Annotated in this window: 13 protein-coding genes; 6 read left to right on the top strand and 7 right to left on the bottom strand. The window is 58.3% G+C overall.

All coding sequences use genetic code 11. The features are described from left to right. The 6 genes from ABIL25_07405 to dapB form a co-directional block, all read left to right on the top strand. On the top strand, positions 1 to 985 hold a 985-nt coding region (locus tag ABIL25_07405), incomplete at its 5' end, for a HAMP domain-containing protein (protein ID MEO0082101.1). 797 nt (positions 986 to 1,782) lie between these two features. Further along, a complete protein-coding gene (locus ABIL25_07400; protein ID MEO0082100.1) occupies positions 1,783 to 2,787 on the top strand; it encodes an aminotransferase class III-fold pyridoxal phosphate-dependent enzyme in 1,005 nt (334 codons plus the stop codon). Then, on the top strand, positions 2,780 to 3,910 hold the full coding sequence (tilS, locus tag ABIL25_07395) for a tRNA lysidine(34) synthetase TilS (protein MEO0082099.1): 1,131 nt from the start codon (positions 2,780 to 2,782) through the stop codon (positions 3,908 to 3,910). Before ABIL25_07400 ends, tilS begins: the two co-directional genes overlap by 8 nt. Beyond that, on the top strand, positions 3,903 to 5,924 hold the full coding sequence (gene ftsH / locus ABIL25_07390) for an ATP-dependent zinc metalloprotease FtsH (GenBank protein ID MEO0082098.1): 2,022 nt from the start codon (positions 3,903 to 3,905) through the stop codon (positions 5,922 to 5,924). Before tilS ends, ftsH begins: the two co-directional genes overlap by 8 nt. Before the next feature lie 13 nt (positions 5,925 to 5,937). Next, positions 5,938 to 6,855 (top strand): 4-hydroxy-tetrahydrodipicolinate synthase, encoded by a 918-nt coding sequence (gene dapA, locus ABIL25_07385; protein ID MEO0082097.1) that lies wholly within the window; start codon positions 5,938 to 5,940, stop codon positions 6,853 to 6,855. After that, on the top strand, positions 6,852 to 7,613 hold the full coding sequence (dapB, locus tag ABIL25_07380) for a 4-hydroxy-tetrahydrodipicolinate reductase (protein MEO0082096.1): 762 nt from the start codon (positions 6,852 to 6,854) through the stop codon (positions 7,611 to 7,613). The genes dapA and dapB overlap by 4 nt, the downstream gene beginning before the upstream one ends. 98 nt (positions 7,614 to 7,711) lie before the next feature. Here the strand turns inward: dapB and ABIL25_07375 are convergent, their stop codons facing one another. The 7 genes from ABIL25_07375 to ABIL25_07345 form a co-directional block, all read right to left on the bottom strand. Continuing rightward, the gene (locus ABIL25_07375) at positions 7,712 to 8,878 is read right to left on the bottom strand and encodes a class I SAM-dependent rRNA methyltransferase (protein MEO0082095.1); all 1,167 of its coding nucleotides are present in this window, start codon (positions 8,876 to 8,878) and stop codon (positions 7,712 to 7,714) included. Further along, positions 8,871 to 10,436, bottom strand: a complete 1,566-nt coding sequence (locus ABIL25_07370) for a DHH family phosphoesterase (GenBank protein MEO0082094.1) — start codon at positions 10,434 to 10,436, stop codon at positions 8,871 to 8,873. The genes ABIL25_07375 and ABIL25_07370 overlap by 8 nt, the downstream gene beginning before the upstream one ends. A gap of 81 nt (positions 10,437 to 10,517) precedes the next feature. Then, positions 10,518 to 12,065 carry a bifunctional UDP-sugar hydrolase/5'-nucleotidase gene (locus tag ABIL25_07365; GenBank protein ID MEO0082093.1) on the bottom strand — a complete coding sequence of 516 codons (1,548 nt, stop codon included), beginning with the start codon at positions 12,063 to 12,065 and terminating at the stop codon, positions 10,518 to 10,520. Beyond that, positions 12,066 to 13,205, bottom strand: coding sequence for a hypothetical protein (locus tag ABIL25_07360; GenBank protein ID MEO0082092.1), 1,140 nt, complete (start codon positions 13,203 to 13,205; stop codon positions 12,066 to 12,068). It lies immediately after the preceding gene. A 147-nt stretch (positions 13,206 to 13,352) separates the two neighbouring features. After that, positions 13,353 to 15,749, bottom strand: coding sequence for a helix-hairpin-helix domain-containing protein (locus ABIL25_07355; GenBank protein ID MEO0082091.1), 2,397 nt, complete (start codon positions 15,747 to 15,749; stop codon positions 13,353 to 13,355). A gap of 193 nt (positions 15,750 to 15,942) precedes the next feature. Beyond that, positions 15,943 to 16,815, bottom strand: a complete 873-nt coding sequence (locus ABIL25_07350; protein MEO0082090.1) for a hypothetical protein — start codon at positions 16,813 to 16,815, stop codon at positions 15,943 to 15,945. A 109-nt stretch (positions 16,816 to 16,924) separates the two neighbouring features. After that, positions 16,925 to 17,445, bottom strand: a 521-nt coding sequence (locus ABIL25_07345) for a Tol-Pal system beta propeller repeat protein TolB (GenBank protein ID MEO0082089.1), incomplete at its 5' end; no start/stop codon positions are given.

The raw sequence follows: 17,445 nt of genomic DNA, 5'->3' as shown, positions 1-17,445 counted from the left end.
CGGTGACCGGATTTCCCTTGCCTTTCTTGCAGCCCGCCGAGCAGAGGAACGTCGGATCGTTTATCGCGACTCCGTAGCCAGAGCCGAGCATGATGCAATTATGGCTCAAATCATCGAGCTGTGCGAACAGGGGCGCGAACTGGCTCCGGACCAGGAAGCGCGGTTCGGCACAATTGCCAGTCTGACGCGGACCTACGCTGCGATGTTTGCGTCTGATAGTCTTAGTCGGCCGCTTCTTGCTGAGCGTGCCGCGCTTATTCAGCAGCAAATCTCCATTCAGGCTGACTCGCTAACCACTATTGGCCGCAGCAGATTGTCAGAGCATCAGTCTCAGGCGCAGCGCTTGGCACGCCGCGGTGAACGCAACGTCGTTACCGCACTCCTGTTGGCAGTCATCGTTCTCGCTTGGCTCATGACGACTCTACCACGGCGCGCGGTTACGCCGATTCGGCAGATCACTAATGCAATCCGCCGGACCCAGGAGGGTGGGCTTGAGGTCAGAGTGAGTGCAGGTAGCCAAGATGAACTCGCCGAACTTGGACGTCAGTTCAACCGTGCCATGGACCGGCTTCAGGAGTTCGACCGTCAAAAACAGGACCGCATCCAGTACCTCGAACGCCGATTTCGGATTCTGTGCGCGAATATCGCCGAGGGCGTGCTCGTCTTCGACCGGAGCCCGAGGATTGTGTTTGCCAATGCCGCGGTTGAGCCTCTGCTTGGCTGTTCAGCTGCGGACGCGCTCGGCCGGCCGCTGGGCGAATTTCCGCTACTTGCCGGGCTCGTTGAGCCATTGGAAAAAGCGTTGTCCGGTGCCGTGGGCCGTGAAGAATGCGAGGTCCTGCCAGCCCTGCCGTTTTCGGCGGTTTGCATATCGACGCTCAAGGGCCGTGAAGGCAACGTGTTTGCCGCTCTTGTTGTCATAACAAACCCGGTACCACCTCCGTCTGTTTCCGAAGAAGGAGCCGAGACAACAAGCCCGAGTTGACTTAGACCAGTTCTAGGGTCTAGCTGTCAGACTTCTGACTGATTTCAACACTCAGAATCCGGCAGAGCCCAGAACTCAGTCGGTGTCTGACAGTTTATATTAGGTGCAGTCTAAGCCTCTGGGTGAGCAGACGAATTAGGGCCAGCTTCGCACACTCGCTCAGACGGCGGCTGAAAGAACGCATTGTGAGCCTTGTTAAGTCTCTGCTAGTCAGGGTGTTGAAACAGTCACTGGGACTACATCTCGTTCGCGGTTCAGACACCATCCTGGTTGCTCCTCTTAGGAGAGGACTCGGAATCTGGCTTGGGCGGGGACTGATTCACTAGGTTCCCCCGTAACCCCCTTGTTGTGTCCCGGCTCCTGTGTCGATCTTCAGTTTTCAGCATATTCTTGCCGTTCGCGATGGGTCCGTGCCATGCCGGTCATTCTATTGCCTAACAATCTGGTCATGGGGGCTGAAGCTGCCTGCTGGCTCTTCTGGTTCATATTGCCGTTTGAACCTCTGAATGTTCTGCCGGGATGCGAAAGACAGACGAAGACGGAGGCGCTGGGGTTTGCAAGCTCGGATAAGAGTCGGGGGAAGTCTATCAGATGACAGGCAAGCCGGTTACGTGAACTGTCAACCGGGAAGAAGTATTACGGGTGAGGTGAGCCGGTGAGACCCGGAGGTAGTGACGTTGACATCTGATTAATGGCTCTTATGCTGAGTGTCAATGGACAACGTGCCCACTCCAAGGCGGAGCCGCCAAGAGCTGCGCTTGCTCTTGAGCCGTCACGGTCCGACTGGGCCTCTTGAGTTGAGCGGTTCACATACTGCGGCCTACAGTCCGCCAGATTCGTTGGGTCGTGCCGATCCGGTCTGGGTGTGCAGGGCTGAAGGTGTCTGGGTACAGGATTTGGAAGGAACGCGGTTCCTCGACTTCAGTTGCGGCGGAGTCATGCCGCTGGGGTACAATCACCCAGACGTAATGGACACTGTTGGGCAATTTGAGGTACAGGCTGGTCTTGAATGGCCAGAGCGGGTTGAGCTTCAGCGGAAGCTGGCCGAAATTGTGCCCGGCGGCATGAACCGCAGGGTTGTGCTCTGCGATTCGGGGCGCGAAGCGATGGCCCGCGCGGTCGCGCTCGCCTGCCGGCAAACCGGCAGGAAGAACGTGGTGTACCTAACCGAAGTTGATTCGCCGCAGCCGGAATTGGGATTGGATGCTGCCGCCGTGGTTGTCCACCCACTTGATGAACGGGCTGGGTACGCGGCTGAACTTTGTCGACAGTCCGGGGCGCTCCTAATCGACGACGAGACCTTTCTTGCGCCTGGAATAACTGGCAGGATGCTTGGGATTGAGCATGCGGGGATAAGACCTGACATGTATGTCCTAGGGCGGGGCGCGGCAGCTGGCGTGCCTTTCGGTGCCTGCGTAACTGGCCGGTCCACGCTACATTGGCCGAAGCCGGGTTCAGGCGGAAGTCCGGCCGCATGCCTGGCCGCACTTAAGTACATCACACTGCTCGAAGCCGGGCTGCTTGATGCTGGGCGGATGCTAGCAGGCCGTCTAGCCGGCTTGCTATCGGAGGTAGCTCAGCAATGCCACGGGTGTCGCGTAGTGGGCACCGGGCTTGTGCTTGGCTTGAGATTTGACGATCCGGGCCGCGCAGCAAGATTCGTCCAGCAGTGCCGGGCGTCGGGTCTTATCCTCGGAAGGATGGGGGACTGCACCGTGGCAGTGTCGGCACCGCTCGTCGCAGGCCCAACTGAGCTTGACTTTGCGTTAGCGGTTATCACCAAGGTGTTGGCCAATGGGTAGGAAGCAGCACATTTCCGTGCTCGGGCGATTCGTTGAAACAGTCGACAGAGCTGAGATGCTGCCGCAAGGCGCCAAGGTGTTGGTTGCGGTTTCAGGCGGCGCGGATTCGGTATGTCTGTTTGATCTTCTACGGTCGGTGGCACCTGGCCGAGGGATTGAGCTGGTCGGCTTCCATATGAACCACCGACTACGGCCGACTGCGTATCGTGACGAGATGTTCGTTCGAGATTTGTTTGGTTCGGTACCACTCGTTGTTGTACGGGCAGACGTTGTCGGGTACGCTCGCCGACATCGACTGGGCATAGAAGAAGCAGGCCGCGAGTTGCGTTACCGGCACATGGTGGGGATTGCGCGAAAGCGGGGGTGTAGTCTTGTTGCCCTGGGCCATACCGCTGACGATAACCTAGAGACGATGCTTCTGAATCTTGCACGTGGCGCCGGTCTGACCGGGCTCGCAGGTGTTCCGGTGAGACGAGGTATCTTCATCCGGCCTCTGATCGACATCGAGCGTACTGAGATTGTCGCATACCTGCGTGCTCGCGGCTTGACTTGGGTTGAGGATGAGTCGAATCAGAATGCGCACTTCAGACGCAATCTCGTGCGGCTCACTGCGGTGCCGGCACTGAAGGCGGTAAACCCAAGGGCCGCCGTGAGCGCTCGTAGGACGGCTGAGCTTCTATCCGAGGAGGATAGCTTTCTCGACGGGCTTGCCCGAGAGGCGCTGAACCACGTGGCGACAGTCAGGAGGGGCCGGGTCTGCGTTGACTGTGCAGCATTCAGACTGTATGATATATGTTTGAGACGTAGAATGGCAAGACAGCTTCTGCCTGGGCTCGATTCGGTCAATCTCAGTAGGGCAGTTGAATTCCTGGCGCCCGGACCAGATGCTACGCTAAAACTGAACCGCTTTGTCCGGCTAATCCGGCGCAGCGTAACTCCCCGGCGGCCGACCGGCGTATCGTGCAGACAGTCGGCTGCTCTGCCCTTGGACTTACGGGCTGTCTTGGCTCAAGACAGAGCCTGCGGAGTTGTCTCGGACTCCGGGAGTTCTTCTGCGGGCGCCGGGTGCGAGACTGTAGTGACGGTCGTGGGGTCCGGCCGACCTGTTTCCGTTCATGGCTGAAAAGTCGCAGCGCCGACGGTTCTTTACGCCGATAATCGTCTGGCTGACAGTTTTTCTCGCGGCCTGGGCGGCGTGGAACTTCTTTGTTGCGCGGAGCCGGGGACGTCAGAGTGTGGACTATACCGACTTCATCCGGGAGCTTGAAGCCGGCAATGTGGCCGAGGTGACAATCGTTGACAGAGAGCTTACCGGCCGACTCAGACAGGAGGCTGAGTTGACGACGCCAAGGGGTAGTGTGCGCTACGTCGAGTTCAGGACCTATGCGCCGGATGACCCGGAGCTGGTGTCGAGGTTGCTTGCAGCTGGCGTGAAGGTAACCGCACGAGCACCGTCTCAGTTGGGTACGATACTCATGAGCGTTCTGCCCTGGATTCTTGTTATCGGCGTCTGGGTACTTTTCATGCGTCGGATGTCTTCGGGTCAGGACCGGGCTTTCACATTCGGCAAGTCGCGCGCCCGCCCCATGACTTCGGACCGGCCCAAGGTGACGTTCAACGACGTGGCCGGAGTAGAAGAAGCCAAGGAAGAGCTTTACGAGGTCATCGAGTTCCTCAAGGCGCCTCACAAGTTTCAGCGTCTTGGTGGCCGGATTCCCAAGGGTGTACTTTTGGTTGGGCCAACGGGGACAGGAAAGACGCTGCTGGCCAAGGCCGTGGCGGGTGAAGCGGGTGTGCCGTTCCTTTCAATATCCGGGTCAGACTTTGTCGAAATGTTCGTGGGTGTCGGTGCGGCTCGGGTGCGGGACCTTTTCGAACAGGGTAAGAAGAATGCGCCGTGTATCATCTTTATTGACGAGATTGATGCGGTTGGCCGGCAGCGGGGAGCCGGACTCGGTGGTGGACACGATGAGCGGGAACAAACTCTAAACCAGTTGTTGGTGGAAATGGACGGGTTTGAGACCCAGGACGGCGTCATCATCATGGCCGCCACCAACCGGCCGGATATCTTGGACCGGGCACTTCTGCGGCCGGGCCGATTCGACCGGCAGATTGTGGTTGATTCGCCCGATGTGGTTGGCCGGGAAGGCATCCTACGTGTCCACACGCGCAAGATTACCATGGCCGCCGACGTGGATATCAAGGTCCTGGCCCGCGGTACGCCAGGGTTCTCAGGCGCAGACCTTGCCAACATGGTGAACGAGGCTGCCCTGCTTGCTGCACGGAGAGGCCGGGCTGCGGTGACGATGCAGGACTTTGAAGACTCCAAGGATAAGGTGCTGATGGGCGTTGAGCGGCGCAGCTTGCTAATAAGCGACAAGGAGAAGCGCTGGATTGCATACCACGAGGCCGGTCATGCCCTCGTTTCCCGGATGATTCCGGGCACCGATCCGATTCACAAGGTCACGATTGTCCCGCGCGGCCGCGCACTTGGTGTTACGCAGCAACTCCCACTAGATGACAAACGTATCTACTCACGTGCATTCTGCGTCGACCAGCTGGCAATCATGCTTGGTGGCCGGGCCGCGGAACTTCTGGTATTCGGCGATGTGTCTACCGGCTCGCACGACGATATTGATAAGGCGACGACCCTTGCCCACAAGATGGTGTGCGAATGGGGTATGAGCCCGAAGGTTGGCCCCCTGACGTTCGGCCGTCAGGACGACACAATATTCCTCGGTCGAGAACTCGGCGTGCGACAGACATTTTCAGAAGAGACCGCCCGGCTCATTGACAGTGAAGTACGCAGGTTTGTTGAAAGTGAGCAGGAGCGGGCCTACAAGATCGCATCGGCCAATCGTGATAAACTTGATGCGTTGGCGCAAGCATTACTTGAGAAAGAGAGTCTTTCGGGCGATGAGATTGACCGGCTGCTTGGCATCAGTCCGACTCAGAGCCCGGCTGTAACCGAGAAAGAGCGCAAGACAGCGTCGGGTGTCCAACGACTGGAATCCGGTACGACCTCGGAAGCACCGGCGGGCCTCGGCGAAGACGAAGCGCGGAGTTCCACGAGCGAGAGACCTGATTCATGGCGCGGAACGCCCGGTGGAGATGAAGCGTTACGCCAGGCATCGTGAACCGGGAGAAGTTATGTTATCGGGCTGCATCACCGCCTTAGTTACTCCGTTCCGCAAGGGACGGCTGGACATTGCCGGACTTCGGACCAATGTTCGATTCCAGCTTGCCAATCAGGCCGACGGTCTGCTTGTCGGTGGCTCCACCGGCGAGGCGGCGTCCCTTTCTGTAAACGAATGGGAGCGAGCGGTGGTTACAGTTGTCGCCGAGGTAAGCGGTCGGGTCCCGGTTCTAGTTGGCGCCGGGACGAACAGTACTAGCAAGTCGGTCGAGCAGGTGAGACGGGCAAGGCGGCTTGGTGCGGATGCGGCGCTGGTGGTTGCACCCTATTACGTCAAGCCAACCCAGGAGGGGTTGTACTACCACTTCCGAACGATTGCCGAAGAAGTGGATCTACCGGTCGTGGTCTACAACATACCGGGACGGACCGCGTCAAACATCCTACCTGAGACAGTCGAGCGGCTGGCCAAAGACTGCCCGCAAGTCGTTGCCGTAAAAGAGGCGTCAGGAATACTGGACCAGTCAACGGAAATAGTAAGTCGGTGCGCTGAACGCATCGCGGTACTGTCTGGCGACGATTCGCTGACGCTGCCGATTCTCTCGGTCGGCGGGAAGGGAGTAGTCTCCGTTGTGTCCAACATTGTACCACAAGACGTTGCTGCGCTGGTGAAGCATTTCCGTAACGGCGAAACTGGGGCGGCACTGCGGCTACATCAGCGTCTTTATCCGCTGATCAAGGCGGTGTTCGTTGAAACAAATCCGATTCCAATCAAGGCCGCAATGGACATGCTCGGGTACCCAGCCGGTAGTCCTCGATTGCCGCTGACGCCTTTGAGCCGGCAAGGCCGGCAGGTCGTTGAGAGAGCGCTCCGGGCGTACGGGTTGTTGCCAAGGTTCGGCGACTCCGGTCTCAAGTATAGAGTCGAGCTGTGATTCGCGTTGGCGTAGTCGGAGCTGCTGGTCGAATGGGAAGCGTTGTGTGTCGGCTGATTCTGTCCCAGCCCGACATGAAGCTAGTGGCGACGGTAGAACGGGCCGGTCACCCTGAGCTCGGCAGGCAGATTGGTGAATGTCGCCTCGAGCCGAACCTCGATCCGACATTCAGGGAAACAGACGTACTTGCGGACTTTGCGCTGGCCGAGGGCTTAGACGAGCGGGTCGGGATGTGCGAACGAGCCGGCAAGGCATACGTCTGTGGCGTTACCGGCTTGACGGACCAAGTTATGGCCGGACTGCACCGGGCGGGCGAGAGGATTCCGGTCGTGTATGCGGCGAATTTCTCCTTGGGAGTCAACATCTTGTACCGCTTGGCGGCCGACGCGGCCCGGCTGCTTGGACCGAACTTTGACATTGAGATCATCGAAACACATCATCGGTATAAGCGCGATGCTCCGTCTGGCACGGCCGGGCAACTGGCTCGAGTGTTGAGCGATACGCGCGGTGGTAGTGGTGAGATTACGATCCACTCGATTCGGGCAGGAGACGTGGTCGGGGAGCACACGGTTCTATTTGCGGGCCTGGGTGAGAGACTGGAGCTGACACACCGAGTTGCGAGCCGCGATGCATTTGCGGCTGGTGTCATGCTTGCAATCAGGTTTGCGGCCTCGGCCCGCCCCGGAATTTACTCCATGTCCGACATCATCGCCAGCCGCTCTCAGTATGACCCGGGGTGTCCGACAGCTAGGGTCTAGGACAACCTATTGACGTTTTTCTCCGGCGCCGCGGGTTGTGCTCGCCTAGTCCGCGAAGTACGTGATAGGCAATGCGCCCGCACGCCATTGCAGACGGATCAGGATACCCTGAGTATAAAGCAGCGCAGGTACTCGGATTCGCGCATGGCCAGCAGCACCGGGTGGTCCGGGCCCTGGGTTACGCGGTCCATGACTACGAAGCCGCGGCCTGAGTCCTGTGCGGCTAGGGCGAGCATGTCGAACATATCCTGCCAAAACAAGTAGTGCGAGCATGAACAGGTGACTAGTATTCCGCCAGGGGATAGCAGTTTCATTGCCAGTGTGTTGATAGTCCTGAAACCTTTTATGCCCCGTTCCTTCTCCTTCTGGGATTTGATGAACGCGGGCGGGTCAAGGCAGACCAAGTCGAAGCGTTCGCCTTTTTGCCCGAGTTCGGCGAGGTAGGTAAATGCTTCGGCCACCACGAACCGGCATCGGTCGCTGACACCGTTGAGTTCGGCGTTGGCTGCAGCGAGATTGGCGGCCGGGACCGAGCCGTCCACTGCCACGACCTCTCGCGCTCCGCCCAGAGCGGCATTGACCGCAAACCCGCCAGTGTAGCAGAAGACATCTAGGAATCTTCGGCCTCGCGCCAGTTCCCGGACTTTACGCCGAGTGACGCGCTGGTCATAGTAGTAGCCGGTCTTCTGGCCGTGCGTGAAGTCAACGTAGAACTTCGCACCGTTCTCCTTTATGACGACGCGTTCTTCGGGCTGGCCGTAGAGGAGCCCTTCTCTTCGTTCCAGCCCCTCGGCCTCGCGCAGACGGAAGTCATTCTTCTCATATACCGAATGAACCTCGAACGTCTCGACTAGCGCTTGTACTGCGATCTCCTTGCGCTGGTCCATACCTGCGGCGTAGGTCTGAAGTACGAAGTGCTGGCCGTATTTGTCCACGACCAGGCCTGGGACTCCATCACTTTCACCGTACACCAGTCTGAAGTCGGTCTCACCTGGCAGTTGCGTGAGCCGGTACTGCCAAGCAGCTCGGAGCCGTTTTTTGAGAAACGGCAGGTCCAGGTCTTCGTCCTCGTCCGAGTAAAGTCTGATGCGGATAAGCGAATTGGGATTGTAGATGCCCGAGCCGAGAAATTTCTGCCGATCGTACACCCTGACGACATCGCCCAGTCCAGGGTCGCCTTCGGTGCGTTGGACTTCGTTTGAAAACACCCAGGCATGTCGGCCCCGAGAGCGCTTACGCGATACAAATACCGTCTTCTCAGGCATGACTAACCAACGAAGAAGCACTGGCTGGTCTGAAGTTGAGAATGACCGGTTCGCCGGAGTCGTCAATAGTGTAGAGCAATGTGACCTGGCCCAAGTCGGGCACCAAGTCCGGGCATGCCGACTTTAGGATCAGATCCTGCCGGGTAGAGGCAACCAAACCAGAACCAAAGGGTTTGACTACAACAGGCTCAGACACAAACAGCGGTGCCGGGTTGCCGTCTCCGAACGGAGCGAGAAGCCGCAGAGTTGGGTCGAATTCAGCCAAAGGCAGGCGTGCATCGGCGACAGTACCCTGCTCAACCGGAAGCCGGCCGGCAAAATACTCGTGCGCGTATGCCTCGGCACTGGCAGCGAACTCGGCAACGTGCTCGTCCGGAACTGAGAAACCCGCCGCGGCCTTGTGACCACCGTAGTCAATAAAGTAGCGGCTGTGTGCCTGAAGCAGGTCGATGAGGTTTATGCCTTCAACGCTGCGACACTCACCGACCCACGCATCGCCGCGCCATCCCATGACGATCGCCGGCAGCCGGTAACGCTCCTTGAGTCTGGTCGCGCAGTAGCCGAGCGTTCTGGTGCTGAGTTCCCGGTCGCGAACGAGGACAATGCCGTCTCCAACTTGCACTCGCTTCTCGGCCAGTTCAAGGGACCGCAGTGCTTCGGACCGCCATTCGACTGCCCGCTGGCTCAGTTGGTTAAGCCAGTCAGCAGCCTGTCCCGGGTCGTGGTCAAGTATGTTGCGGACTCCTTCATTGCCTTCGGCCGAGGCAAACAGCGGCAGCAGTTCGGCTACGACCGTGGCCGGAGTCAACCGACCGGTCCGCTGTACGTGGTCAAGCACCAGTCTGACTGCTGGCAGGCTGGTATTCTCAAGTCGGCTCATGCCGAGTTTGACAAGAGTCCGGTTCTCGCCAGTCAGTGGTGCCCGGTCAGCAATGGTGCCGAGTACTGCAAGCCCGACCGCATCTGGTAGGACAGAGAAGAACTCCGGGCAGGACAAGTCAAGGATTTCGCTGACCAGTCCCATTGCAAGCTTCAGCGCAACACCGACTCCAGCCAGTCCTCGGTAGGGATATGATGAGTCCGGCCGCTTGGGATCCACGTTGGCGACCGCATCAGGCATGAAATCGAGTACCTCATGATGGTCGGTTATGACGACGTGCATACCATGCTTTCCGAGTTCGGCCACCGCGTCGCGGTTAGTAATCCCGCAATCGACGGTAACAACCAGCCCGAAGCCCTGGTCCCCGTATCTGGCCGCGACCGATGCGTCAAGACCGTGGCGACGGCTGCCTTTGGCTGGAATGTGGTACTCGACCCGCGCCCGGAGTCCGGAAAGTACCATGACCAGCACTGCGACGGCGGTGATTCCGTCCAAGTCATCATGACCCCAGATCAAGATTCCCTCGCGGTTCCTAATCGCTTGTTCGATCCGGTCGGCTGCGGTACGGAAGTCAGGCAGTTCGGCTGGGGGGTGGAAGTCACTGAATTCCGGAGTAAGCCAGCGTCGGCACGCATCCCGGTCCCGCACGCCTCGCAAGTAGAGTAGCCGTGCTGCCACATGAGAGACGTTGGCTCTGTCCATCAGCTGTCTGACCGCAGCCTCGTCGACCGGGCGAATCGGCCACATAGCGACCAGGGCTTACTTGTCAATAAGAACGATGCGGCCCTCGACCCGGGCATCAACCGGTGAGTGCATTCTGATGTAGGCCGCAATTACGTCCCGCAGTGGAAGGTAGGTATCCTCGACGTTCTCGCCTGCTGCAAACACGCCGTATTCGCCGCTTCCAGCGGCCAAATAAGAGTTGGTCGCCACAAGGTAGGTCTTATCCAGTCTAAGTGGCTGGCCGGCAATTGTCACGGAGAGTACCCGGGAACCAATCGGCTTTCTCTTGGTGTAGGTCATCCTGAGACCTGAGACCTGGAAAATTGCGTGGTGTCCGTTCACCGACACCTCAAGCATCTCCTTAATCTGAGTACCAGTGTAGGTCCCGGTTACGAGTGTGTTGCCAAACGCGTCAACGTTGTACACGTGTCGGTAGGTTATGTCGCCCTCTGGGAAATTGGTCCGGATTCCGGCCGAGTTGTGTACTGCTATGTCAGCGTGTGCGTATTCTCGCATCGCATCGGCGATAAGGTTACCGGCCGGACACTCGACCATGCCAGCTCGGGTCAGTTCACGCACGGACCGGCCGATGACTCCGTCAAAGCCTTTCTCGGCCCGGGCATTCAGCGACTCCAGGTGCGCAAGGTACGCGAGGTCCTTGGGGACCGCCTCGCCGTAAGTATTTATCAACTGGCCACGGTATCCGACAATTTTCCTTGTCCCGGTGTCAATTGAAATGTCCAGTAAGCCGACTGCCGAACCACGGGAGTATGCTTGCTGCATTATCGTATGACTGGCCGGCGCTTCATAAGCAGGCTGGATGCCGGAGTGGCTGTGCCCACCGATAATGACATCGATACCGTAGATAGAATCGGCCAACCGTCGGTCGTGTCGCTCACCGATATGAGTTAGGCCGATGATAATGTCGGCTCCAGCCTGACGCAGGTCGGCCAACGCGCGACGAGTGTCCTCTTCGTACGGGCGGACATCAAGGTCGCCAATCATACTGTCCGTAACCATACCACGCAGGTACTTGGTGATAAGGCTGAAGAGGCCGATTCTTATTCCTCCGCGATCGAACACCAACTGGGATTTCAAGAAGCCCGGTGGCGTGTCAGTGCCGGCTACCTTGAGGTTTGAGCAGACCCAGGGCATCCTTGAGCTGTCAACGAGTTCCTTGAGAGTCCACCAACCAAGGTCGAAGTCGTGGTTTCCGACTGAGATTGCGTCGTAACCGGCCCGGTTGAAATAGTCAATGACTGCCTGTCCCCGTGTGAAGTCGCCTAGCGGCGTACCTTTGAAGACGTCGCCAGCATCGAGTAAGAGGAAGCCATAGCCCTTCCGAACTGCTTCCTCGCGTAGTTCTCGGATGAGCACAAGCGCACCGGGCGCATTGGCCAGAGGTGGGGGAAAGTCAGGGTTTAGCCAAAATGCTGTGCCGGGGAGAAGCGCACCGTGGATGTCGTTCGTGTGAACGATATAGAGGTGCTGTACACCGGCCAAAGAAAGTCCAAGTCCAAGTCCAAGCGCTAGCAGTGTGCTACGAAGCATCGAGCTTGAGGCTGGAAGCTTGCCCCTGTGCACCTAGAATCCCCTCGATAGAGTCAAACCCACGACCGCTCCGGTCGAATACACCTTTTGGTCCACTGACATAGCTGGTCCGCGCAACAGTCTTGGACTGATGACCTCGCGGCCAAACATCGCGCCGATGTCTATCAGACAAAATCCTGCGTCCAGACCGATGCCGGCACCGACTCTGACAAGCTGGACCGTCGGGTCGAACGACGACGGCTCGACGCCGGCTCCGTAGCGCAGGCTTACAAAGTTGAGCATCTTGTGTTCCACCCCAGCTTGTACCGAGAGCACGTTGGAGCGGGTTGTGTCCGTTGCGTGCCATGCATTGTATTCGACCTCAATACTTGCCTGGCTCGGCAATGTGCCCGGTGCCCGGTAGGACAAGTTTAGTCGAGCGCGCCAGGGAAGTTTTGCGACCACGGTCGTGTTTGACGTGTCTGTTGACCAGCTAGTGAGCTCGATTGGCCCGCTGTAACCTATCTCCACGGCTAGCACCTCACTGGGTCGAGCCACAACGCTGCTCGAGTAAGCGATGCCCGACGGTTTGCCAGCTTCGTGTTCGTAGCTCGTGTCCGGAGTTACGATTCTCCACGACTTCAGGTCTCTTGTGCCGAAAAGATACCCACCACTCACGCCGAGGCCCAGCCAGGCAAGTGGCCGATAACCGGCGCCGGCCTCAGCCTGGAATACAATCCCGGTCTGTTCGATCCGGTCTTCGCCAATAGGCATGTAGAAGTCGTCTCGGTACTCTTTGCGATACCGGTATTGAAAGTTCAGCACCGGCGAGAAACCGGCTGCGAGCGAAAAACCGGTCCTAACCGGGTACACACATGAGAATGGGCCAGGAAGTCCGGCAGCGCTGGTATTGTCCGCGAACACCGCTTCGCCGACCGCATTTTCAAACTGGTCGTAGACAACTCTGGTTCGTTGCTCCACGTCCCAGGAAAGCCCATAGCTGAGTTGAACTGCCGTATTGCGGACAAAGCCAAGCTGACCAGGACTGTCAAACACCTTCGCGGGTCCGGGTGAAAAGACCAACACACCGGCAAACGCCAAGTCCTGGGCGTTGCGCCAGTGGACGTGTTCGCCCCAGTAGTTCTGCAGTGGGACTTGGGCAAGCGATATACCGACTAGGAGGAATAGGTTCAAGCCTGCCTGCCAGTGGAAAGAGACCGACGGCGGACGGCCAAAGGTTGACGGTTTCTGCAGACTGGCGGCTACAGCCTGCAAAACGGTCAGCCAGGACCGGCTACTCGTTCTTGGCGGCTGAGAAGCATTCATTCTTTACCGTCCTTCCTACCAGAAGAGGTCCAGTTGCAGACTGACGGCGAAGCCGTCGTCACTGCTCACGAAATCCCGCACCGTCTCGGAACCGCCAGGGTAATGGATGCCTCGACTGTTACCCAGTCCGGTGTGCGGAAACCAAGTTACCTTGTGCCGTACCTTGAAGTACAAGAGCATGTTCTTTGATATCCGGTCTGAGAGTGCAAGATACCACTTGAGTCCGTCGCCTTCGAGGAAATCAATGCCTGTGTCTTCAAATATCCACTGCGACATGTTTCGGGTGAGCCAGGTCGCAATGCCTAGCTCAGCGTTGAAGTCATCAGAGAAGTTGTGGTCCCACTGCACAGCAAGGAAGTTGCCCGACATGCTTGCCTGGTCGGTGTACTCCATGCTCGGGGTCAAGTAGACTCGGCCCTCACGTACCTCGCCGGTCAAGAAGTCCCAGTCAGTCAGGCTTGCCATGGTCCGGATGCTTGTCTCTGAAGTGAACGAGCGGGTGGAGAGCGCCGGCTTTGGCAAACCCTTGCTCTGGAGTTTCTGCTTCAACCGCAACCGGACCGGAAAAACCGGCCGCCATTCGACCTCGCCCTGGAACCGATAGTTGTCAACGCCCCAGGCCAGGTTACGCCAGATGTCCACATACGCCCGAGTAAATGTTATCTGCCGTGACACCTGGTAGCGCATGTCGAGCAGGAACCCTTGCTCGGCTTTCGGAATCGGGAAGTTCTGCAGCGCAGCGTAGGCCGGGTCGATGAGTCTGTAGGACCTCTCCAAAGGGGTATCCTCGAACCGCAACTGTTCACAGTAGCCCCGGTTGTACGGATTGTCATATCCCAAGTCGTAGTGACGGTAGAGCGCGTTGACGTACAGATAGTCGTACTGCACTCGTGCCTTCACGAGGTACGCCTTGGCCATGCTGTCTGTCGGCAGGTACGTCGTCGCAATGTGAGGTTGCAACGCCAATTCGCCTTCAAGCGACACGTTCTCGAACGCTGTCCTCGCATCGACACCGTAGAAGAGTCGCCTGCTGCCACGGAACAGCCGCGTGTAGTTCGGGTCATCCAGAACTTCGGCATCGCCTGGCACGTCGAGGAACTTCGGGTCCGGGTTCATGGCTTTGTCGTACTCGATAGCCAGGGCATTGAAGCCGAGCCTTGTGCCGGTTGGGGCCCACAGGAGGTTGGACAGGTCGAGCCGCACACTGCCGCCCACATCCTTTTCTCCCAGGACGTTCTTGAACGTCGGGTAGCGGGGAGTGGTAACGATGTAGTAGTTTACCGTCCCGTCCGGATTCAGAATCGCATCTCGTGCAGAACTCGAGCCAAACCCGAGAAACCCGAGTCGGCCAAGCATCAGCTCCGCGGCGCCGCCCCGGAATCCGAATCCCTGGTTTTCAGATAGGTCGGAGAAAATACCCTGGGCGCGGTTGTAGTTGCGGACTGCAAGTTCCGCGTTGTTGTCCAGAAGCAGGCCTTGAGCAATTGTAACCCGGTAGTCGCCGATAAACAGCTTCTTCAAAGGACCGATCCGGGTTGCATTGGCGAATAATTTCAGTCCATGTGTTGAGCCCGGTTGATACAGCTTGCGTAGAAGCCATCCGCCGGCCCGGACGTGGTCGCCGACCCTGACCCTAAGTCGGTTGCGCACACTTGAGGTATTGAGTAACCCAGCCGCATACGCCTGCTCGGTCTCAAGCTGGGTCCGGATGCGGTCCAGCTCGGTCGGTGTGAACCCGGCCTCGCGGAATGCGACCGAGTCTTCGGTCAGCACAGCCAGTGCTTGGCTAAACTCTGCTGGTTTGGTAACAAGTTCCCAATTCGGGTCGGTTTCGAAACTCACCCGGTAGTTGCCGCCGAAACCAAAAGGCGGAAGGTCCTGGTAAGTAACGAAGTCCCTGATATTTCGATACCCATAACTCGAAAGACCGACGACGCGGTTTGCCAAGTCCCGCCTTTCAGCAAACGTCTGGCCAGACTCAAGATATTTTCGTACAGCGACCGCATCTACCAGTGAAACGTTCTGCAGAACCAGCAGGTCATCCACCGTGGCACGGTTGATGTTGAGCGGCGTCAGAAGCATATCCTGCCAGTCCTCGACCGCGGCTGAAGTTGGCCCCTCTTCTGACGCCAGTTCCCGCTGAAGCCGGTGGACAAGCCGTAAACGGCCTTCTTCTTCCGGTGGCAGTGAGACATAAATCAGTGGCTTCAACTGCTCCAAGAGGACCGAGTTCATGCCCCTGACCTGCATGAGGTCATAGATGCTCGATAACCTACCAACATTCTGGCGCAGCTCCCAGATGCGTTCGGCAATTGTCGAGTCAATCGGTAGTCTCATTATCTCGGTCCGGGATGCTCGATTGATGTCCAACTGGTCGGTCGGTATGGAGAAACTCGTTGTGGCTGAGGACAACTGTCCAAGCAAGAGCAGGGCGACAAGTCTTTCTAGCAGCTGAGCGGTCTTTCCAGCTCGTGTTCCCTGAAGCTCTTGGTAGTTCGCTCCCGTGGTGTCTGTTCGCCGGTCCGCGTCGTCTGTCCGCTTTGCAATTCGTTCATTCCGGCGGGGGGGCGACCTGCGCGGTCTGTGGTTACTCGTCATCGCGGCGTTAGAACTCAAGCGCGATGCCCACGTTGTGGGTTAGACCTAGCTCTGGATGAGTGCCGACCGCATAGTCCAGGCTTGCGAACCTGACCCCGGCCCGCAGCCCGAACGTAAAGCTTACCGGCTGAGTCACGACGCCGCATCGAAGTACGAGATGGTCCCGCACAACCCTGAATTCCTGGCCGACACGTATTCTCGTACCCTTGGACGGTTCCTTTTCAAGGTCAAGTGCCGAATGGATGCCTGGGGATGGCGAGTAGCCAATGCCAAACGCGAGGGCTCTGGGCAGCTCTCCCTCGACTCCTAGTCCAATCCTCGGCATGTTGATGTTGCGAGCCGAGAATCCTACAGTCCAGACCCGGTAAACCCGGGCGAGCATTCCGAGGTCCAGTCCGAAACCGAACCCGGACCCGATGTTTTTCTGATACAGATTGTATCCGGAAACGCCGTACCCGAATGCCAGTCCCTCAGCCAGCGCAAGCCCATGGCTAAAGCGCATGGTCCGCTCAGAGTGCTGAGCGAGACCGGTTTCGCTCAGACCGATGCTCATCGTGCCGAGGCGTGCGACCGGCATTGAGAACACTGCGGACCCCGAGTGCAGGTTCACGCCTGCACCGCCGTACAGCAACTTGTACGAGCCCGCAAACTGGCGGGAACTTACCTGGTGCAACCCGGCCGGATTCAACAGCGCGGCGCTGACGTCGTCGGCGACTGCCACAAATGCACCGGCCATGCCGTCAGCTCTGACCGTGGACCAGTTCTGCTCGAACATCGCAAAGCCGGTGGCGGTAAATGCAACCCAGAGACCCACGGCCATGAGGGAAGCCTGGTCATGCCATGTATCAGCAGTCATTCGACGCGTTCTAGTAATTTTCAAGTTGCCTCCTGGGAGAAAAGGGGCACGACCTCATTCTAGTTGTGGAACTCTACCAGTCAAGACAGCACGTGGAACAAAGAGCGTAGATGACCCGGGATGCTCTGGGCGGTCAGCGCAGTCGTGGTGACCAGGCTGGCGAGAATGCGCCACCGACGTGCGTAATCTGGGTCTGGTTGGCGCCGTTCCAGTCCATGGTGAATATCTCGGTGGTGCCAGTTCGGGTCGAGGCAAAGGCGATATGCAGACCATCTGGCGACCACGACGGGTCTTCGTTGTTGCCCCGTGAAGTCAGGCGGAGATAGGTGTCGCCGGTGATGTTCGTGACACAGATCTGATTCGAGCCGTCGGCCTGGCGCTGGACGAATGCTATCATGTCGCCTTTGGGTGACCAGGCGGGTGAGGTATTGTAACTGCCCTCAAATGTGAGCCGTCTCAGGTCAGTACCATCAACATTCACGATGTACACCTGGGGAGAACCGGTGCGGTCTGAGACGAACGCCAGCTGCCGGCCGGTTGGTGACCAGGAAGGCGATATCTCTATGGCCTTGCTCGTAACCAGTCGGCGAAGGTTCTTGCCATCTGGGCTCATCAGATACAGGTCAGAGGTTCCCTCATGGGAAAGTGACACGC

This window comes from candidate division WOR-3 bacterium, assembly GCA_039801365.1.
Lineage (GTDB): Bacteria > Hydrothermota > Tepidihabitantia > Tepidihabitantales > Tepidihabitantaceae > JBDRUN01.
Note: the sequence above shows the minus strand (reverse complement) of the source record. Positions and strands in the feature narration are given on the sequence as shown.

What these genes read in the sequence shown, in the direction of transcription:
- ftsH (MEO0082098.1), top strand. Translation starts at nt 3,903, where the DNA reads ATGGCTGAAAAGTCGCAGCGCCGACGGTTCTTTACGCCGATAATCGTC.
- dapA (MEO0082097.1), top strand. Translation starts at nt 5,938, where the DNA reads ATGTTATCGGGCTGCATCACCGCCTTAGTTACTCCGTTCCGCAAGGGA.
- ABIL25_07375 (MEO0082095.1), bottom strand. Translation starts at nt 8,878, where the DNA reads ATGCCTGAGAAGACGGTATTTGTATCGCGTAAGCGCTCTCGGGGCCGA.
- tilS (MEO0082099.1), top strand. Translation starts at nt 2,780, where the DNA reads ATGGGTAGGAAGCAGCACATTTCCGTGCTCGGGCGATTCGTTGAAACA.